We start from the raw sequence: 19,108 nt of genomic DNA on the forward strand, positions 1-19,108 counted from the left end.
GAAGGAGATTTTTCATGATTCTCAATGCCGATCATTATCTGTTTACGTCCGAGTCCGTGACCGAGGGACACCCCGACAAAATCGCGGACCAGATCTCCGACGCCGTGCTGGACTGCCTGCTGGCCCAGGATCCCCGTTCCCGCGTGGCCTGCGAGACCCTGGTCACCACCGGCATGGCCGTCATCGCCGGTGAGATCACGACCGAAGCCTATGCCGACCTGCCCGAGATCGTGCGCTCCACGGTGCGCGAGATCGGTTATGTCAGCTCTGACATGGGCTTTGACGCCAACACCTGCGCCGTGCTGTCCTCCATCGACAAGCAGTCCCCGGACATCGCCATGGGCGTTGACCGCGCCAAGCCCGAGGATCAGGGCGCCGGCGACCAGGGCATGATGTTCGGATACGCCACCACGGAGACGAGCGCGCTCATGCCCGCGCCCATCTACTATGCCCACGGCCTGAGCCGCCGCCTGGCGGAGGTGCGCAAGTCCGGCATCCTGAACTTCCTGCGTCCCGACGGCAAGACCCAGGTCTCCGTCGAATACCGCAAGGGCAAGCCCGTGCGCATCGACAACGTGGTCGTCTCCTCCCAGCACACCCCCGAGGTGACCTACGAGGAGATCGTCGAGGGTATCAAGCGCGAGGTCATCGCCAAGGTCATGCCCGAAGACATGATGGACGCGAACACCCGCATCTACATCAACACCACGGGCCGTTTCGTGGCTGGCGGGCCCCTGGCCGACTGCGGCCTGACCGGCCGCAAGATCATCAATGACACCTACGGCGGCATGGGCAACCATGGCGGCGGCGCCTTCTCCGGCAAGGATCCGTCCAAGGTCGACCGCTCCGGCGCCTACATGGCCCGCTACGTGGCCAAGAACATCGTGGCCGCTGGCCTGGCGGGCACCTGCGAAGTGCAGATCGCCTACGCCATCGGCGTGGCCGAGCCGGTTTCCGTGCTGGTCACCACCGGCGGCACGGGCGTCGTCCCGGATGAGGTCCTGACCAAGGCCGTGCGCGCGGTATTCGACCTGCGCCCCTACTACATCATCAAAAGACTCAACCTGATCCAGCCCATCTACAGGAAGAGCGCCTGCTACGGCCATTTCGGCCGCGAGGATTTCGTCTTCCCCTGGGAAGTGACCGACGCCGTCGCGGACCTGAAAACCGCCGCCAAGGTATAGGCCGGGCCTGATTCATCATGCGGGGCGGAAGGGATTGTCTCCTTTCCGCCCTTCTTTGTTTCCCCTCGCCCTTGACCGGGCCTGCCGAGAGGGACAAGAAAAGCCATGCCCCCGTCCACAAAGAACACAGCGGCACGCACGCCCACGGACGCCATCCTTGAGAGCATCTCGGATGGGGTGTTCACCGTCGATCTTGAATGGCGCGTCACGTCCTTCAATCGCGCCGCCGAAGAGATCACCGGCGTGCCCCGCTCCGAGGCCATCGGACGGCTGTGCTCCGAAGTTTTCCGCTCCAGCCTGTGCGGCGACAACTGCCCCCTGCAGGATACGCTTTCGAGCGGCAGGCCGCGCATCGGCACCTGCGGGTACATCATTACGGCCCAGGGGGAACGCATCCCCATCAGCGTGTCCACGGCAGTGTTCCGCGACGAGAATGGCCAGGTCATGGGCGGAGCCGAAACATTCCGCGATCTTTCGGAAATCGATGCCTTGAAGCGCGAACTCGAAGGCCGCTACCATGTCGGTGAGCTCTTCAGCCGCAGTCCGCGCATGCACAAGCTCTTCTCCATGCTGCCGGCCATCGCCGCCAGCCCGAGCACGGTCCTGCTCACCGGCGAAACCGGCACCGGCAAGGAACTCTTCGCCCGCACCATCCATTCCCTGAGCGCTCATGCCGGTGGACCTTTCATCGCCGTCAACTGCGCGGCCCTGCCGGACACATTGCTTGAATCCGAGCTCTTCGGAGTCAAGGCCGGAGCCTACACCGGGGCAAACCGCGACCGGCTGGGCCGTTTTGCCCAGGCCCGGGGCGGGACGATTTTCCTGGATGAGATAGGGGAAATCAGTCCGGCCCTGCAGGTGCGCCTGTTGCGCGTCTTGCAGGAGCGCACCTTCGAACCGCTGGGGTCATCCAGGACCGAATCCACCGACGCCCGCGTCATCGTGGCCACCAACCGCAATCTGGCAGAGCTGATCCGGTCCGGTGATTTCCGCGAGGACCTCTATTATCGCATCAATGTCATCCGCATCGAGCTGCCCCCCTTGCGTGAACGCAAGGACGATCTGCCGCTGCTGGTGGAACAGTTCATCCGCCGCCTGAACCGCATCCAGGGGCGCACGGTCACGGGCATCGGCACCGAGGCCCTGTCCCTGCTCATGGCCCATGACTGGCCGGGCAACATCCGGGAGCTTGAGAACTGCATCGAGAGGGCCTTCGTGCTTTGCGGCGAAGGGCGCATCGACATCGACCACCTGCCGGACGAACTGACCCTGCTGGCCCCTCGCGGACACTTCGGCGAAGGCCGCGCCATGCACGACATGCTCGACAGGCAGGCCATTCACGCGGCCCTGGAGCGCAACGACTTCAATCGCCTGGCCGCCGCGCGCGAGCTGGGCATCCATAAGACCACGCTTTTTCGGCGCATGAAGCGCCTCGGCATGGCCCTGCCCGAACGCGACGGCCGATCTTCCCCGAAAGAGTAGCCCTGGCGCTACCCATTTCCTCCCTTGTGGTGCGTTCGCGCCCCTCCATGTTTTTTCTTTTCTGTATAATGTTCTTTATTATCAATGTGTTGTTTGTGTTTTATGTGCGTCCTTCCGGCGGCACGCCTCATGCTTCGCAAAAGGGAAAGAGGAGCCATAATGTCGCGCATTGCCTTGCATCAATGGCAGGATCGTATCGCGCCGGTCTTTGACGTCGGCGGGCGCATCCTTTTGCTGGCCGAAGGGGTCCGCGAGCGGGAAGAGCATGTCCTGTCGCGCGGCGAGCCCTTGCACAGGGCCGAGGACCTGCTTCGCCTGGACGTCGGGACGCTTATTTGCGGGGCCATTTCCAGACCCATGCAGGAAGCTCTCGTGGCCGGAGGAATCAAGGTTGTCGGATTCGTGACCGGCGATCTGGAACGGGTCATTACGGCGTGGGAGCGTGGCGATCTGGACGAAAGTTTTGACATGCCCGGCTGCCGGGGCAGAGGTCTTGGGCGTCAAAGGGGCATGCAGCAGCAATCACGCAGGGCAGATCCGGAACCATCCCCGGCAAGGACGGGCTCAGGCCTGCGGAGCTTGGACGGCTGGGCGGATGGGGAGCCGGGCTGCGCGCGAATCCGCAACAGGCGGGGCCGGGATTTGCGCGGCGGGCCGGAGAAGGATTCGGGCAAGGACGGTTCGTCCACCGTCGACTGACCTCCGTCTCTGGAAGTTTTTTTCCGCCCGGGATGCGGGAGCAGTGGAAAGTGTCGAAACCGAAGCCTTGCGGGCTCGGGAGTTGAAGGATGAACAGGGGCGGCTTGGCCGCCGTTTGGAAGAATTGAACAACTAACCGCGTATCGTGGAGTAACTGAATGGAGAATATGGAAAACAGCGCCCCCAGGGCCAGTTCGTGCGATTCATGCAAGGATTCCAGCTGCTCGGCGGCCAAGCGCGAGCTGGGTGAGAACGATCAGGATTTCGAGGACCGTCGGGCCCTGCAATCCCGGCTGTGCCATATCGGGCACAAGATCATGGTCATGTCCGGCAAGGGTGGCGTAGGAAAAAGCACCGTGGCCGTGAACCTGGCCATGGGACTCATGCTCGCGGGCAAGAAGGTCGGGCTCCTCGATGTCGACATCCATGGACCCAGCGTGCCGACCATGCTCGGCCTGGAAGGGGCGAACATCGAAGCCGGTCCCGACGGCCTCGTGCCGGTGGAGCTTGGGCACCTGAAGGTCATGTCCATGGGCTTTTTGTTGCGCAATCCCGACGACGCGGTCATCTGGCGCGGTCCGGTCAAAGGTAACGTCATCAAGCAGTTTCTGAAGGACGTGGCCTGGGGCGATCTGGATTACCTGATCATTGACGCGCCTCCCGGCACCGGCGACGAGCCCCTGTCCATCTGCCAGCTCATCAACCCCATCGACGGAGCCGTTGTGGTGACCACGCCGCAGCGTGTGGCGGCCATGGATGTGCGCAAGTCCATCACCTTCTGTGCGCAGGTCGGCATGAAGGTGCTGGGCGTGGTCGAGAACATGAGCGGATTCGTGTGTCCCAAGTGCGGAGAGCTGACCCATATCCTGCGTTCCGGCGGCGGACGGCTCATGGCTGAGGACATGGGCGTTCCCTTTCTCGGTTCCATCCCCATCGATCCGATGGTGGCCGAAGCCGGCGACATGGGGCAGGCGTTCGTCATGCACCATGCCGCAAGCCCGACGGCAGTACTCATGCGCAGTGTTGTCGCACCGCTTTTGGAGCTGCCAACTGTCAAACAGGATGCCTGATCCCGGAGATTCATCATGCACAAGACCGTGCTGACGGTGCTGGTCGACAATCAGGCCGGCTTCGGATGTCTGGCGGAGCATGGCTTCGCCTTGTGGATAGAACATGGCGACGGGCGCATCTTGCTCGACACCGGCCAGGGCACCGCCCTGGCCGAAAACGTCCGTGCGCTTGAGATAGATTTGGGCCGCGCCGACGCGCTGGTCCTGAGCCATGGCCATTACGATCATACCGGCGCGGTGCCCATGGTGCTCGGGGCCGCGCCGAAAGTGCGGGTGTACTGCCATTCGGGCGTGACCGAGCCCCGCTACAGCATCGCGGGCGGCGAGGCCCGGGACATCCGCATGCCCATGTTCTCGATGCGGGCCCTGGCGACTCTGCCTCCGGAACGCATGTTCTGGAATGGCGGGGCACAGTTGCTCGGAGATGGAATCGGCCTGAGCGGTTTCATCCCGAGGTGGACGGATTTCGAGGATGCGGGGGGACCATTCTATTTTGATCCCCATGGCCTGCGTTCCGATCCCGTCGATGACGACCAGGCCCTGTGGATCAGCACCGAAAAGGGGCTGATCGTCTGCGTGGGCTGCTGTCACGCGGGCCTGATCAACACCCTCACCCATCTGCGGGAAATCACCGGCGAGAGCCGCATCCGCGCCGTGATCGGCGGTCTTCACCTTGGCTCGGCCAGCCGTGAGCGTCTGGAAATGACCGCGCGGGCCCTGCGTGACATGCAGCCCGGACTGCTGGTCCCGTGTCATTGTACAGGGGAGGGGGCTATCGCCTATCTGCGCGATCATCTGGACTGTCCCGTGCACACCGGCTACAGTGGGTTTCGTCTGGACACGTCCGAGCTTTGAGATTCACGCGTTCGCGGCTTTCCGGCCGCGACGCCATCCCCCGGAGCATTGCATGACCTACATCATTCATCCCATAGTCATGGGCACCAAGGTCTTCGACAAGGGCATGATGACCTATCAGCACGATTACGGCACGCCCTACACCATCCCCATCTACTGCTGGTATCTGGAAGGCGGCGACAGGAAGATCCTGGTGGATACGGGGGAGATGCACCCGGTGATCTCAGAGGAGCGGGAAAAGGCCATCGGCGGGAAGATCCATACCTTCGACGAGGGGCTGGCCCGTTACGGCCTGACGCCCGAGGACATCGACATCGTCCTGCACACCCACCTGCATAACGACCACTGCGAGAACGACGCACGGTGCGTGAACGCGAAGATCTACGTCCATGAAAAGGAGCTTGCGCGCATCCACGACCCGCACCCTCTCGATTTCCGCTATCTGGAGGACTACATCGAGGAGGCGGAGGAGAACGGTCAGATCGTGCCTTTGACGGGCGACACGGAGATCGCGCCCGGCATCACCATGATTCACACACCGGCCCACACCGAGGGCGGCATGTCCGTGCGCGTGGAGACGGACAAGGGCAGCGTCCTCATCTGCGGATTCTGCACCATTCTGGAAAATCTTTATCCCCCCAAGGCAGTTACGGCCATGGAGATGGAGGTCATCCCCCCCGGCACCCACGTCAATGCCTATGAAGCCTACGAAACCCTGGTCCGGGCCAAGACCCTGGCCGACCACATCCTGCCCCTGCACGAACCGAAATGGGCCGGGATGGAGAGCGTACCGGAATAATGCTGATCATCAAGTGCGCGGCGTGTCGCAAGAAATTGTGGCGCTATCGCAAGCTGGGACCGGGCGAGGTGCTGCGCTGCCACCGGGAGCGGATCGAGAAGATCTGGATTCTGGAGGAACGGGACGGCAAGGTTTGGTGCCAGTGCGGCAAGGCTGTGGGCATCGACAAGGGTTCGTTCATAAAAATGAACAGGAATGCCTTCACGTATTCGGGGACCAAGATCGATATTTAGGCTGATGGAAGAGGCTGTGTCTGGAAAATGGTCATAGAGACGAAGCGTGTCGGGGGCTTTTTTTGATCGAAACGCAAGGGAAATAAAGTGGTTGGACGCACTGCTGCCGTGTCATTCCCGCGCAGGCGGGAATCCATGCCTTTCGACTCTTTAAAATGACCTGCTCGCTGAAGGCATCCTGTTCCTTCGTGCGGCCGCGATCCGGTGCGTTTCGGGTCGGGTCCGTCGAAACTCCTTCTCCGGCCTCGTAATGCTTCCCGGCCTTGAGTTTTCGGCATCCTTCCGTGTTTTTTGCGGTCAACGGCCAGGAAACAAACGATGCCTGGATCAGTCAGACAGTCGACGGCCCCGCCCCGAAACACCCCGGCCCGCTCGTAACGCGAGTTGGCGGGAAGCCTTTTCGAGCGAAGTGTACGAGAAACAATGTGGTTGGCCGCACTGTTGCCGTGTCATTCCCGCGCAGGCGGGAATCCATGATTTTCAACTCTTTAAAATGACCTGCTCGCTGAAGGCATCCTGTTTCTTCGTGCGGTCGCGATCCGGTGCGTTTCGGGTCGGGTCCGCCGAAACTCCTTCTCCGGCCTCGTAATGCTTCCCGCCCTTGAGTTTTCGGCATCCTTCCGTGTTTTTTGCGGTCAACGGCCAGGAAACAAACGATGCCTGGATCAGTCAGACAGTCGACGGCCCCGCCCCGAAACACCCCGGCCCGCTCGTAACGCGAGTTGGCGGGAAGCCTTTTCGAGCGAAGTGTACGAGAAACAATGTGGTTGGCCGCACTGTTGCCGTGTCATTCCCGCGAAGGCGGGAATCCATGCCTTTCGACTCTTTAAAATGACCTGCTCGCTGAAGGCATCCTGTTTCTTCGTGCGGCCGCGATCCGGTGCGTTTCGGGGCGAGGCCGCCGAAACTCTTTTGGCGCAGGGCGGCCGCGATCCGGTGCGTTTCGGGTCGGGTCCGCCGAAACTCCTTCTCCGGCCTCGTAATGCTTCCCGGCCTTGAGTTTTCGGCATCCTTCCGTGTTTTTTGCGGTCAACGGCCAGGAAACAAACGATGCCTGGATCAGTCAGACAGTCGACGGCCCCGCCCCGAAACACCCCGGCCCGCTCGTAACGCGAGTTGGCGGGAAGCCTTTTCGAGCGAAGTGTACGAGAAACAATGTGGTTGGCCGCACTGCTGCCGTGTCATTCCCGCGCAGGCGGGAATCCATGGCTTTCAACTCTTAAAAATTATCTGTTCGCCGGAGGCATTTTGTTTCGCCAGGGTTTCAGATGCCTGAAACGATGAAATCCAGGGCGGCGATGATGTCTGATCGGTAGCGGCCAAGATCGCAGATTGCCTTGCCGAGGATTTTTCTGTCCACACCGGCCAGTTGCTGCGTGAGTGCGACGTACGATTCGCCGTCGATGTCCAGCACTGGGCAGAGCCTGGAGATGGCGGCCTTGCCGGCAAGGCGGAGCGGAGACAGGGGGATGACGACAGTTGTGCGCAGGTCGTCCAGAAGATCGGACTGGATGTCCAGCAGGTACGGGTAGGTCGCGCGAGTGGAACGGTTCGGATTTGCATAGACCGTGAATTGCGCCATCTAAAAACTCCGCATGCCGTCACCGGCGGCACCGGCATCTTCAACCAACTGATTGTATGCTTCGATGGCCGAGCGGTTTTCCTCTTTCCACAATGTACGCTGACGGGTCGCGACGATGTCGGCCAGGGCGGTTTCAAGCGTCGCGGACACATTGATTTTCAAGGCTTTGGCCTTGGCGAGCAGATCGCTGTTGATGCTGACGTTGGTCGGTTTCTTGGGTGCCTGAGTGTTATATGCGAGATTCATGCGCATCTCTCCTGTATGAAGTATGTGGATAAAATATGCGCATATGGATCAAAGAGCAAGGGCGTCGACGGCCCCGCCCCGAAACACCCCGGCCCGCTCGTAACGCGAGTTACGCGGGAAGCCTTTTCGAGCGAAGTGTACGGGAAATATTGTGGTTGGGCGCACTGCTGCCATGTCATTCCCGCGCAGGCGGGAATGACATGGCTTTCAACTCGTCTGACGCGCTTCGGGGGTGAAGCGGATGCGGGTGATGCGGCGTCTTTCGACGCGCTCGACTTTGAACTCGCCGTCCTTGACGGGTACGATGTCTCCCGGTTCAAGGACCCGTCCGGCCTGGGCCAGGAGGAATCCGGCCACGGTGGTGTAGGCCTCGTCCTCAGGCAATCCGAGTCCGAGCTTGCGATTGGCGTCGCGCACGGCGAGCATTCCGTCGAGGATGAACGCCGCGCCGTCGCGCACGATCTGTGAACGCACTTCTTCGTCATATTCGTCGTTGATCTCCCCGACGATTTCTTCCAGCACATCTTCCAGGGTGACCAGACCTTCGAGTCCGCCGTATTCGTCCATGACGAAGATCAGGTGGGTGCGTGTGGCCTGCATCTGCTTTAAGAGGCTGCCCAGGCGTTTGCCCGAGGGCACGAAGGCGGGCGGGTGCAGCAGGGCGGTCATGGAGAAGACCAGTCCCGGTTCGCGGGACATGAACGGTTCCATGTCCTGGCGGAAGAGCACGCCGACGACATCGTCCAGGTCCTCGCCGTAGACGGGCAGGCGGGAGTAGCCATGAATCCGGAAGGCTTCGAGGACTTCGTCCAGGGTGGAGGTGACGGGCAGGGCCGCGATCTCGGAGCGCGGGATCATGGCCTCGCAGGCCTCGGTGGTGTTGAAGTCGAAGGCGCGGCGGATGAGGCGGCGTTTTTCCTCCTCGATCTGTCCGCTGGAGTAACTGGCGTCGATGAGCATGCGCAGTTCGTCCTCGGTGTAGACCGAGCCGTGGGTGGCGCTGGGGGTGAAGCCGAGCAGGCGCACCGTGCGCGTACCGGACCAGTCCAGCAGGCGGATGGGCCAGTAGAAGATGCGGTAGAAGATTTCCATGGGCAGCGCGATGGCCAGGGCGGTTTTCTCGGCCCGTTCCAGGGCGATGGTCTTGGGCGCGAGCTCTCCGAGCACGATGTGCAGGAAGGTGATCAGGCTGAAGGCGATGGCGAATGAGATGGAGTGCAGCACGGCGGGGGGCACTCGGCCTTCGAGCAGTGGGTGCAGCAGCTCGGCGATGGCGGGTTCGCCGATCCAGCCCAGGGCAAGGGAGGACAGGGTGATGCCCAGCTGGGTGGCGGAGATGTAGGCGTTCAGGTGATCGATGAGGCGCAGCAGCAGTTTGGCTTTTCTGTTACCGCTGTCCGCAAGGGTTGCGATACGAGAACGTCGCACGCCCACGAGGGCGAATTCCGAAGCCACGAAAAAGCCGTTGGCCAGAACCAGCAGGACGACCAGCAGCAGAAAGGCTAAAGAGCGGAGCATGAAGAAGTCCTTGATGAAAACGGGCTGTTTGAACTTTGGCCTGCGTGGTGGGAGCCCTCGCGGCGTTCTCGTTCATCTGTAACCATGATCGCCCGTCAGGGTAAAGACGCAAATGGCGTTGACGCCGAAATTTCGCGAACGCCGGATCAGTCGTCTATTTCAATCAGCCCAAGGCGTGCGGCGTGGCGTACGAAGGCCACGGGGCTTTTTATGCCAAGTTTGGTCATGATGGCGTAGCGGTGGTTGAGGATGGTCTTGCGGGACACGAAGAGTTTGGCCGCGATCTCCTCCGGGGTCAGTCCTTCGGCCAGAAGGCGCATGACCTGCTGTTCGCGCAGCGAGAGGCTGCCGTAGGACTCGTCCAGGGTCTTGGCCTTGCGGCCGGAGATGTCGCTCAGGCGGCGCAGCACCGAGGGCGAGAGGGAGCCGTCGAGGTATTGTCCGCCGGAGAGGACGGTGCCGATGGCTTGCAGGATTCCCTCGCCTCCCGATTCCTTGGACATGTAGCCGCTGGCTCCGGCCTGGAAGGCGGCGGCGATGAAATCGAGCTTGGCGTGCATGCTGACGATGAGCACGGGCAGGTCCGGCCGCGAGGCGCGCAGTTCCCGGGTGAGTTCGATGCCGCTGCCGTCGGGCAGGGAGATGTCGATGACCGCCAGGTCCGGGGCCAGGGATTGGGTCAGGCGCAGTCCCTCGGCGCAGGTTCCTGCCTCGCCGACGACGCAGAGGTCGGGTCTGGTGTCGAGGCGGGCTTTCAGGCCGTCACGGTAGAGCGGGTGATCGTCGATGATGAGGATGCGTTTAGGCGTGCTCATTGCTGCTCCTGTTGAGCGGGGTTTCGATGCGGATGTGCAGGCCTTGTCCGGGTTTGGAGCGAAAGCTGATCTTGCCGCCCAGGAGCTTGACCCGCTCGCGCATGCTCCACAGGCCCATGCGTTTGGTGCGGCCGGCCTGGGACAGGCAGCGGTCCATGTCGGCTCCGCACCCGTCGTCTTCGATGCGCACCAACAGATTCGGGTAGGACCCGAGCAGGCGGATGGTCACGCGGCTGGCCTTGGCATGTTTGCGCACATTGTTCAGAGCTTCCTGGATGAGGCGGTAGATGTTGATCTGGGTGTCGAAATCGAAGGCGACTCCGCCAAGTCCGTCGGCAAAGACATCGACGGCGATGCCGTGGCGTAGGGAAAAGTCCTCGCAATGCGCGAGCACTGTCTCGACCAGGCCAAGCTCGGTCAGCCCCGGCGGGAGCAGGCCGTAAGCCAGGTCCCGGATGGAGCGGATGGCCGTGCCGAGTCTCTCGGCGATGACTCCGGTCTGGGCGCGCCAGGGGCCTCCTTCAGGCAGGCCGCATCCGATGCGCTCCAGGTCGGCCCGGGCCAGGGAGAGGTCCTGGGCCAGGTGGTCGTGCAGTTCGCGGGCGATGCGCTGGCGTTCATTTTCCTGGGCCATGATCAGTTCCTGGGACAGGGCGCGCATCTGTTCCTCGGCCCGGCGCTGGGCCACGATGCGGCCGATCTGGTCGGCCACGGCGTCGATGAGGCTGCGTTCCTCGCGCAGAAATGGACCCTCGTCGCTGTCCGGACGTTCCTCCAGATAGCAGACCTCGACCGTGCCGCATTCGTCTGTCTCGATAATGATGGGGCTGGACTGGCACCAGCGGGTGCGCACGAAATTGCCGGAGTTGTGGCACGTGTCGCCGAGGCGGATGGAGGCGCAGGCGATGTCGGGATATTGCCAGGAAGTGCGGATCAAGTCGGCGATGCCTGACAGGAGTTCGCCTAGTGGTTGTTCGCGGTTTTGGGCCAGCCGACTGATCCCGTACAGGCAGTTGAGCTCTTTTATGCGCTCGAGCAGATCGTGGTGGGTCTTGCGGCTCTGGGCCACAAACATCCTCCACTCCTCGCTTGAGGCGGGAAAACTGTCGGTGGTGTCGGGGTGGATGGTCATGAGCGTATCTCCTGGGCAACGGGCGCGTTGGCCGTGTAGCACAGGATGGGGCAGGGTGCCAGGGGCGGGACCGGCATGCGGCCGGTCCACCCCTGGGGATTGTTGGGATCAGGCCAGGATCTTGCGCGCGATTTCGTCCTGTACGTCGGTAATGAACCGGATGCCGGTCTCGTGCGCGGTTTCGCGGTTGGCGGAGACGATGTCCCCTCGGGTGATCTCGGTGACCGAGAATTTGCGTGCACCGGCCAGGAGCTGCTGCAGGCCCGCGCCGAGCTTGTCGGCCAGGGTCCAGGCGGCGATGGCGCCGTAGGGCACGGTCTTCATCTCGTCGGCTCCGATCTTGGCCTTGAGGGACTCGTAGCCGGCAAAGATCTGCTCGGGGCTTTCGCCGATGTCGCGCACGGTCTTGGGCAGGGTGTCCCAGTTGCCGGCGACTTTTTCCTTGCGTTCGGGATTCAGCGCGCCTTCGATGTTGGAGCCCAGGAAACCTGGGATCATGAGGGTGCGGCCCATGCAGATCAGTTTGACGAAGGGGGCGCCCAGGGCCAGGGCCTTGAAGATGTGGTCTTCGCGGGCCAAGCCGCCGGCAAAGGACATGTCCACGACCTTCTTGCCCTGGGAGGCCAGGATGTTGCCGTACTCAATGGCCTTGGCGTGCAGCAGGACGGAGGGCACGCCCCAGGTCTCCATCATGTTCCAGGGGCTCATGCCCGTGCCGCCGCCGGAACCGTCGATGGTCAGCAGGTCGAGATTGGCGTCGGTGGCATACTTGATGGCCATGGCCAGGGCTTCCATGCCATAGGAGCCGGTCTTGAGCGAGATCTTGGTGTAGCCGAGCCCGCGCAGGTAGGCCACAGTTTCCATGAAGTTCTGGTGCACGGCATCGGAGGACGGCAGGTCGGTGTAGCCCAGGCGGCTGTGACGGGCAAAGCCCTTGATGGCTCCGGCCTTGAATGCTTCCTGCACTTCGGGAAGTTCCGGGTCCGGATCGACCAGGTAGCCGCGCTTTTTCAGGAACAGGGCGTAGTCCAGGCTCGTGACCTCGATCTCGCCGCCGATGTTCTTGGCACCCTGGCCCCATTTGAGCTCGATGCAGACCTTGTTGCCGTACTTTTCGATGACGTATTCGGCCACGCCGTTGCGCGCGTCCTCGACGTTGAGCTGCACGATCATGGTGCCGTAGCCGTCGGAGTAGCGGTTGTAGATCTCGATGCGGCGGTCCAGTTCCGGGGATTTCTCGATGCGGCCGCCGGACATGCTGGAGGCGCGGTCCACGCCGACCACGTTTTCACCGACCACGATCGGGATGCCGACCAGAGCGCAACCGGCGGCAAAGGAGTCCCAGTATTTGGCGGCGATGAAGGTGGAACCCAGGGCGCCGGTCATGAGCGGCATGCGCACCTTGGTCTTTTCCGTGGCGCCGAAGGACGTTTCCAGGGAGACGTTGGTGAAGAGACAATCATCGGGATTGGTGGTGCGCCCTGCGGCGACGCCCTGGGCACCGTAGCTGAAACCCTGGATGCGCAGGGAATTGTAGCTCACGCCGACATGACATGTATTCGCGCTGCCGGCGGTGACGGAGCCGAAATCCCGGGGATAGAGCATGTGCCGCCCCTTGAGGCAGGACATCCAGGTTTCACATTTTCCGGCACAGTCCGAGCGGCATAACGTGCACAGGCCGGATTCGGCCGGGTTTCCGCGGTTGGTGGTGCCGAGAACATCGTTGCTTTTGGGCCATTGGATCATCGTTTTCGTCTCCCGTATGCAAATTTGAGTGTATATTTCCCCTGAACGCGGACGTCACCACGAAGGCGGTCTGACCTTGCGTGGTGACGCTGCACATCTGTCCGGACCTGGGCCCGGCGACGCTGACGCATGAAGAAATTCAATAGATTATCTATGGATATGGAAAGGTCGTGTCGATAGGATCCGCGCCCGATTTTCTGGTCATTTTAAACCACAGGAGCGGGCATTTTTCCCAAATTAAGGGCAAGTATCCCAGGCATCGTTGCCGGGCGGCATCCGAGGGCATGACGTGCACAGGCGGGTGGGGCATGGGACTGGCGACGTGTCCAGTGCTGTGCGGGAGGGCGGGCAACCTGCCTAGTGGTAGTCGCCGGCCATGAAGTTGTCGGCCATGGCCATCACGGCGGCTTCGCTGGTCATGAGCATGTCCATCTGCCGGGTGACGATGAGCAGGCGGCCCAGCTGGTCCAGGCGTTCACGGGTATCTTCCCGCGAGAATTTCTGGAACCGGGCCTGGGTCATGTCGCCGCGCACGTCGGTGGTGAAGCCCAGGCGGCTCAGGATCAGGGCGATGCAGCGCACGCGGCGTTCGCGGCGGATCTCGTCGGCGGCCCCGCCCTTGAACTGGAAGGTGATGTAGTTCTTGGACACGGTCTCGCCGCAGTAGGCGTCCACGACGCTGTAGTGGTAGCCCACGCGCGAGCTGAAGTTCAGGTAGGTGTCGGAGACGATGCCGTAGCTGCGTTCGCCGAAGCGCTGGGCCTGGACCGTCGGGGGTTCGAGCATGTGCTGGGTCATGACCGAGAGGAAACCGCCAACGTCGATGGGGCGTGGTCCGCGAACGTGGACCTCGGGGCGCAGCATCCCGGACAGGAGGGCGGCCAGGGGTGCCGAGGTGACCTGTTCGGGAAATACGTATGGGCCGTAGACGTCCCTCAGCCCTCCGCCGAGGTCGATGAGGTGCAGGTCGATGGGCAGTTTGGCCTTGAGCTGGCAGGAAACGGCACCGGCGTCCGAGGCCCGGTCGCTGATGCGAAACATTTCCGTGTAGCAGAGTTCGTGCACGAAGCGCATGACGTCGTGCAGGGTGGTGCAGGACTCGGGTTTGAAGACCGGCGACTTCGGGTCGAGCAGGTGCAGGGGGACGATCTGGTCGGCGACCTGACGCAGGATGGCGTGCACCGGGGAATCGGCGATTCTGAAGCGCTGCGCCGACTTGAAGGTCATGAGTTCGGGGACGACCCCGGCATAGACCCGGCCGGTGATGGCGTCCACGGTCAGGGTCTGTCCGTCGAGGATTTTCGTGCTGGCGAGCCTGGCGTTGAGGATGGTCGGGACATCGAACTCGCGTGCCAGGGAAGCCATGTGCCCGGTGATGCTGCCGGCCTCGGTGACGATGGCCTGGGCGCGGTTCATGACCAGGACGTAGTTGGGGAGCGAGTGGGGTGCGATGAGGATGCCGCCCTCCGGAAAATCGGCGAGATTGTCGAGGTTTTGAGCCAGGACGGCCTGTCCCGAGCCGATGCCGGCGCAGGCGATGTCCGCCTGGTCGATGAGCAGCTGCGCGCCTTCGATGGCGGTGGTAGCCAGGCCGTTGTGGTGGGCGTGGGCCAGCCGCATGGGCCTGCTTTGCAGGATCATGATCCGCCCGTCCCGGTCCAGGGCCCACTCGATGTCCTGAGGATGGTGGTAATGTCCTTCCAGACGGGACGCGATGGCTGCAAGCTCCAGGACCTGCGCGGTGCTCAGGCAAGGCGCGGTGCGCAATGCCTCCGGAACCGCCTCCTCATGCTTGCCTGAGGAGTCGGAGACGAGGCGCACCCGTTTGTCGGCGACATGCTGCATAGCGATATGGGGGACGGGTCCCGGCCTGACGTGCCAGGTGTCGGGCTCGATGATCCCGTCCACGGCATAGGCCCCAAGGCCCCAGATGGCATTGAGGACCATTTCGTCGGACAGGGGGTTCACGGGGTGGCGCGAGAAGATGATTCCGCTGGCCAGGGCGTCCACCATTTCGATACAGGCCATGCCCATGGCGCAGTGCTCGAAGGACACGCCGTGATGGATGCGGTAGGTGATGGCGCGGGGCGAGAAGAGGCTGGCGAGGACCTCGCGGAAGGCGTTCTCCAGTGTTTCCCGCGTGACGCCGAGGATGGTCCTGTATTGTCCGGAGAAGGAGAGGATGCCGTCCTCGCCGATGGCGCTGGAGCGCAAGGCCGCCCGGGTTGATGCGGGATCGGCAAAGCTCTGGTCCCAGGCGTCCAGGATGTCGCGCATGACGTCTTCGGGGACGCCGACACGGTTGATGGTCCTGAATATGGCCTCGGACGCGGCGACCACGGTGGCGGGGGCGTCCGCCCTGGCTTCGCGGAGCTGCTTCAAAATTTCATCCCGCAGACCCTCGCCGCGCAGAAAAGCTTCGTAGGCGGCCGTGGTAATCGCGAAACCGGCCGGAGTGGGGATGTTTGCGCGATTGCGCATTTCTCCGAGGTTTGCGCATTTGCCGCCGACGACATCCACCAAGCCTTTGTTCACGGCCGACAGGGGAAAAGTGTATTCCGTGATGACGGGCTGGGGTTTGCTGTCCAGGATGGCGCTGATGCGGGCGTTGATGTGTTCCACCATGGCCGGCAGCGTGCCATAGCGGTCTCCCGAGATGGCGTTCAGGGAGGTGACCATGCGCATGGTGTGGAAGACGCTTCTGGTGGCCAGCGCCCGGATCTCGTTCATTCCGAACAGGGCCGCCCCTTTCAGCTTCTCGTCGATCTCCGCCATGATCGTGCCGAGTTCCGCATTGGACAGGAGCAGGTCCTTGAAATGCGTGTATTGCAGGCGGAAGGAACGCAGCACGGCTTCGTTCTCCTGCCCGGCTTTTTTTTGGGGGAGCAGTGCCTGGATCAGATCCCGGAATCCCATGATGCAGTCTCCCGGATGCAGGTTATGGAGTACGGACGGCCACCACGTACCGCGAGGACGGGCCCTTGCCGGTTTTCTTCAGCAAGCCCTTGTTGACCAGATCCTGCAAATCGTATTGCGCGGTTCTGACCGAAATCTCCTCCCCGACGGCGCTTTCATACAGAGCACGGTTCGTGCCACCATTGGCGGCAATCGAGGGCCAGGCCTTGACTTGCCGCGGGTTCAGGGTGGCCAGGACCGCCTCGGGCAGTGCGGACGACGTGTGCGCGGAGGGGCTTGGCGGCCCTTCCGGCGTTGTCGTGGCGAGCGGTTCCGGGCTGCTCCCGTTTCTTGAACCGGCCGGAGTCTTGGCCTGGACTGCAGGACCCTGGGCCGTGGCTGGCTCCGATGCGGGTCCGGCTGCGCGGTTCTGACCGAACTCGATGTGGTCCGCCAGCAGGAGGTTGCCTTCGGCAAAGGTCATGGCGCGGGTGATGCAGTTCTTCAATTCGCGGATGTTTCCCGGCCAGTCGTGCTGCAGCAGCTTGTCCAGGGCACCGCGGCTGATGTCCGGCGGAGTCGTGCCCCGGGTGTGCTCACGCATGAACGAGCGGACCAGGGCGGGGATGTCCTCCCTGCGATCGCGCAAGGGTGGGGTCGAGATGGTGATGACGGCCAGCCGGTAGTAGAGGTCTTCGCGGAACTTCCCGTTGCGTGCGGATTCAAGCAGGTCGACGTTGGTGGCGGCCACGACGCGCGCGTCGAAGGGCTGGTCCTGATCGCTACCCAGGGGACGGATTCTGCGCGCCGCCAGGGCGCGCAACAGGGACTGCTGCACCTTGGGCGATGCGTTGCCGATTTCGTCGAGGTGCAGCGTGCCGCCCGAAGCGGCGAGGAATGCGCCTTTGCGGTCCGTCTTGGCCTCGGAGAATGCGCCCTTCACGTGTCCGAAGAGCGCGTCCATGAGCAGGTTTTCGTCCAGCGCGCCGCAGTTGATGGAAATGAAGGGGCCTGTGGCGCGGGTGCCGGCGCGGTGGATCGCTTCGGCCGTGAGCTCCTTGCCCGTGCCGGTTTCACCGATGATCAGCACGTCGGCCATGACCTGGGCCGCCTTGTGGATCATGGCGTTGAGGTTGCGCACCGCCTGGCTCGAACCCACGATGCCGAAGGCCTTCTCTGCGCAGCGTGACGACTCTTTGCTTGAGGCGTTTTCCGCCAGCGCATCGAGGCTGACTGGCTGGCGCTGCATCTCGTCGAAGATCAGGCCCTGGCGGATTCGGGTCTCGTTGCGGGCCGTCTGCAGCTGCAGCAGAAGAATGTTGATGACGTGCTGGAGGTGACGCAGCTCCTTGGGCAGCGGAGCCAGTTCCAGGGTGGCGGCATCGTCGCCCATGGCTATTTGTTCCGTGGCGGAAGCCAGTCTCTTCAGCGGGTTGCTGATCCTTCGATTGAGATAAACGAACGCCGCGATGGTGAGCAGGAGCGCCACGAACCAGGATATGCCGAGGGCCATGGCCACTTCATAGCGCGAGGCCTTGAGCATGAAGCTTGTGTCGATGCACCCGATCCCTCCGAGGATGACCGGATTTCCCGTGGCCTCCTCCTGGAAACGGATTGGAACATAATAGAGGTAATGGTCTCCGCCGGTGTTGCTTGGGTCGTTCAGGAAGTTCGCAAATCCGATCTCGCCGTCTTTACCGGCCTGCACGGCGGATACCACAGCCCAGTATTTCTCGTATTGCGGATTCGGCCGGAACGCGGTCGCGAATCCCGGTCGGCCGAGATCGCCCTGCAGACCCGTGCGGATGTCGTCGATGGAGATTTTGAGGTGCGGGTTGCCGGCCTGCCCCGTCTCGCAGATGAGCCATCCCGCTGCGTCGAAGAAAAAGCTCCTGACCTGCTCCTTTTCCTGGGGGAAGATGTAGAGAGGCGACTGCCTGGAGGAGAAGGTGGTCATGATCCGCTGAATCTCGATGATATCGACGGACAATGTCAGGTATCCCCGGAATCTCTTTTCCGCGTCCAGCACCGGCGTGCTCAGCCTGATGACCGAGAACTCGATGTTCTCAACGGAGCCCAGGTACGGAACCGACGTGTAGTAGGCCTGCACGGGCTGTTCGATCTGCACGAAGTCCTCGATCTTGCCCCCGATCCTCTCCCTGCGCGTGAAGGCGCCGAACTTGACGCCCGCGGCCTGCTCGTCCGGAACCTTCCAGACCTTCTCCCCCGTGTTCAATAGGACGTAGTTGTCCTGTGGCGCAGTGCCGTGAAATGCGATTTCGCAGTATTTGTTCCGCTTTGTCGCGGGTTTGTCCATCATGTATTTCTGGATGGCCTGGGCCGAGACATCGGAGCGCGCCAGATTCTGGATTTCATAGCGCGCGTCCTTGAGCAGCTGCTGCAGCTCGTGGGCCTGGGCCAGCGCCCTGGTGTGAGCGTTTCGCGCGTAGGCGCGATTCAGGTAGTGGGAGGAGATCCGGTAGGTCGAGACGGTCATGACCAAGAGCACGCCGGCCACCAGCGGCGTGCCCAGAAGCAGGAGGATGCGGGTTATACTCCATTCCTTCACGGGTTTTTCGAGGTTGAGCACCGGGTCGAGCGTGGGGGGGTAGGAGTAGGGCATTTCTGTCCTCCGGGTTGTCGCTGGATTATCGCGAAATATTTTTGCGTATAGTGTCCTCTTGTGAAAAATTGCGCAACAAGAATGTTCAATCACTTGAAATACAGGGCAAAATTCATGCGTGATCGCCTTGGCTCGTCCTTTGCTATTTTGGCTACAGATGCGTGATTAACCCGTTGAATTTGCATGACGGGAAGAACTTCTGAAACGAAACGGCAGGGGAGAGGTCCGG

Annotated in this window: 15 protein-coding genes; 7 read left to right on the forward strand and 8 right to left on the reverse strand. The window is 62.3% G+C overall.

Annotation, left to right across the window (positions count from 1 at the left end; genetic code table 11):
* Nucleotides 1-14: 14 nt before the first annotated feature.
* The 7 genes from metK (at nucleotide 15) to H4684_RS03600 (ending at nucleotide 6,322) form a co-directional block, all read left to right on the forward strand.
* Complete coding sequence (metK, locus tag H4684_RS03570; RefSeq protein WP_192622847.1) at nucleotides 15-1,184, forward strand: methionine adenosyltransferase; 1,170 nt, start codon at nucleotides 15-17, stop codon at nucleotides 1,182-1,184.
* A gap of 105 nt (nucleotides 1,185-1,289) precedes the next feature.
* Nucleotides 1,290-2,666, forward strand: coding sequence for a sigma-54 interaction domain-containing protein (locus H4684_RS03575; RefSeq protein WP_192622848.1), 1,377 nt, complete (start codon nucleotides 1,290-1,292; stop codon nucleotides 2,664-2,666).
* A 159-nt stretch (nucleotides 2,667-2,825) separates the two neighbouring features.
* Complete coding sequence (locus H4684_RS03580; protein ID WP_092188953.1) at nucleotides 2,826-3,365, forward strand: NifB/NifX family molybdenum-iron cluster-binding protein; 540 nt, start codon at nucleotides 2,826-2,828, stop codon at nucleotides 3,363-3,365.
* Nucleotides 3,366-3,523: 158 nt separating this feature from the next.
* A complete protein-coding gene (locus H4684_RS03585; protein ID WP_192622849.1) occupies nucleotides 3,524-4,435 on the forward strand; it encodes an Mrp/NBP35 family ATP-binding protein in 912 nt (303 codons plus the stop codon).
* A 15-nt stretch (nucleotides 4,436-4,450) separates the two neighbouring features.
* Nucleotides 4,451-5,290 (forward strand): MBL fold metallo-hydrolase, encoded by an 840-nt coding sequence (locus H4684_RS03590; protein WP_192622850.1) that lies wholly within the window; start codon nucleotides 4,451-4,453, stop codon nucleotides 5,288-5,290.
* A gap of 52 nt (nucleotides 5,291-5,342) precedes the next feature.
* The gene (locus H4684_RS03595; protein WP_192622851.1) at nucleotides 5,343-6,089 is read left to right on the forward strand and encodes an N-acyl homoserine lactonase family protein; all 747 of its coding nucleotides are present in this window, start codon (nucleotides 5,343-5,345) and stop codon (nucleotides 6,087-6,089) included.
* A complete protein-coding gene (locus tag H4684_RS03600; protein ID WP_192622852.1) occupies nucleotides 6,089-6,322 on the forward strand; it encodes a hypothetical protein in 234 nt (77 codons plus the stop codon). Before H4684_RS03595 ends, H4684_RS03600 begins: the two co-directional genes overlap by 1 nt.
* 1,264 nt (nucleotides 6,323-7,586) lie before the next feature.
* Here the strand turns inward: H4684_RS03600 and H4684_RS03605 are convergent.
* From H4684_RS03605 to H4684_RS03640, 8 genes are all read right to left on the reverse strand, one after another.
* Nucleotides 7,587-7,904, reverse strand: a complete 318-nt coding sequence (locus tag H4684_RS03605) for a CcdB family protein (RefSeq protein ID WP_092188943.1) — start codon at nucleotides 7,902-7,904, stop codon at nucleotides 7,587-7,589.
* Nucleotides 7,905-8,150, reverse strand: coding sequence for a type II toxin-antitoxin system CcdA family antitoxin (locus H4684_RS03610; protein WP_092188941.1), 246 nt, complete (start codon nucleotides 8,148-8,150; stop codon nucleotides 7,905-7,907).
* Nucleotides 8,151-8,357: 207 nt separating this feature from the next.
* The gene (locus H4684_RS03615; RefSeq protein ID WP_192622853.1) at nucleotides 8,358-9,668 is read right to left on the reverse strand and encodes a hemolysin family protein; all 1,311 of its coding nucleotides are present in this window, start codon (nucleotides 9,666-9,668) and stop codon (nucleotides 8,358-8,360) included.
* Between the two features lie 146 nt (nucleotides 9,669-9,814).
* Entirely contained in the window at nucleotides 9,815-10,483 is a 669-nt protein-coding gene (locus H4684_RS03620) for a response regulator transcription factor (RefSeq protein ID WP_092188937.1), read from the reverse strand.
* Nucleotides 10,470-11,615, reverse strand: a complete 1,146-nt coding sequence (locus H4684_RS03625) for a sensor histidine kinase (RefSeq protein ID WP_192622854.1) — start codon at nucleotides 11,613-11,615, stop codon at nucleotides 10,470-10,472. Before H4684_RS03625 ends, H4684_RS03620 begins: the two co-directional genes overlap by 14 nt.
* Nucleotides 11,616-11,723: 108 nt before the next feature.
* On the reverse strand, nucleotides 11,724-13,361 hold the full coding sequence (locus H4684_RS03630) for a glutamate synthase-related protein (protein WP_092188933.1): 1,638 nt from the start codon (nucleotides 13,359-13,361) through the stop codon (nucleotides 11,724-11,726).
* Between the two features lie 357 nt (nucleotides 13,362-13,718).
* A complete protein-coding gene (locus tag H4684_RS03635) occupies nucleotides 13,719-16,277 on the reverse strand; it encodes a PEP/pyruvate-binding domain-containing protein (protein ID WP_192622855.1) in 2,559 nt (852 codons plus the stop codon).
* A 22-nt stretch (nucleotides 16,278-16,299) separates the two neighbouring features.
* Nucleotides 16,300-18,879 (reverse strand): sigma 54-interacting transcriptional regulator, encoded by a 2,580-nt coding sequence (locus H4684_RS03640; protein WP_192622856.1) that lies wholly within the window; start codon nucleotides 18,877-18,879, stop codon nucleotides 16,300-16,302.
* Nucleotides 18,880-19,108: the final 229 nt, after the last annotated feature.

Origin of the sequence: Desulfomicrobium macestii (assembly GCF_014873765.1) — a bacterium.
GTDB classification, from domain to species: domain Bacteria; phylum Desulfobacterota; class Desulfovibrionia; order Desulfovibrionales; family Desulfomicrobiaceae; genus Desulfomicrobium; species Desulfomicrobium macestii.

What these genes read in the sequence shown, in the direction of transcription:
- metK (WP_192622847.1), top strand. Translation starts at nt 15, where the DNA reads ATGATTCTCAATGCCGATCATTATCTGTTTACGTCCGAGTCCGTGACC.
- H4684_RS03575 (WP_192622848.1), top strand. Translation starts at nt 1,290, where the DNA reads ATGCCCCCGTCCACAAAGAACACAGCGGCACGCACGCCCACGGACGCC.
- H4684_RS03580 (WP_092188953.1), top strand. Translation starts at nt 2,826, where the DNA reads ATGTCGCGCATTGCCTTGCATCAATGGCAGGATCGTATCGCGCCGGTC.
- H4684_RS03585 (WP_192622849.1), top strand. Translation starts at nt 3,524, where the DNA reads ATGGAGAATATGGAAAACAGCGCCCCCAGGGCCAGTTCGTGCGATTCA.
- H4684_RS03590 (WP_192622850.1), top strand. Translation starts at nt 4,451, where the DNA reads ATGCACAAGACCGTGCTGACGGTGCTGGTCGACAATCAGGCCGGCTTC.
- H4684_RS03595 (WP_192622851.1), top strand. Translation starts at nt 5,343, where the DNA reads ATGACCTACATCATTCATCCCATAGTCATGGGCACCAAGGTCTTCGAC.
- H4684_RS03600 (WP_192622852.1), top strand. Translation starts at nt 6,089, where the DNA reads ATGCTGATCATCAAGTGCGCGGCGTGTCGCAAGAAATTGTGGCGCTAT.
- H4684_RS03605 (WP_092188943.1), bottom strand. Translation starts at nt 7,904, where the DNA reads ATGGCGCAATTCACGGTCTATGCAAATCCGAACCGTTCCACTCGCGCG.
- H4684_RS03610 (WP_092188941.1), bottom strand. Translation starts at nt 8,150, where the DNA reads ATGAATCTCGCATATAACACTCAGGCACCCAAGAAACCGACCAACGTC.
- H4684_RS03615 (WP_192622853.1), bottom strand. Translation starts at nt 9,668, where the DNA reads ATGCTCCGCTCTTTAGCCTTTCTGCTGCTGGTCGTCCTGCTGGTTCTG.
- H4684_RS03620 (WP_092188937.1), bottom strand. Translation starts at nt 10,483, where the DNA reads ATGAGCACGCCTAAACGCATCCTCATCATCGACGATCACCCGCTCTAC.
- H4684_RS03625 (WP_192622854.1), bottom strand. Translation starts at nt 11,615, where the DNA reads ATGACCATCCACCCCGACACCACCGACAGTTTTCCCGCCTCAAGCGAG.
- H4684_RS03630 (WP_092188933.1), bottom strand. Translation starts at nt 13,361, where the DNA reads ATGATCCAATGGCCCAAAAGCAACGATGTTCTCGGCACCACCAACCGC.
- H4684_RS03635 (WP_192622855.1), bottom strand. Translation starts at nt 16,277, where the DNA reads ATGGGATTCCGGGATCTGATCCAGGCACTGCTCCCCCAAAAAAAAGCC.
- H4684_RS03640 (WP_192622856.1), bottom strand. Translation starts at nt 18,879, where the DNA reads ATGCCCTACTCCTACCCCCCCACGCTCGACCCGGTGCTCAACCTCGAA.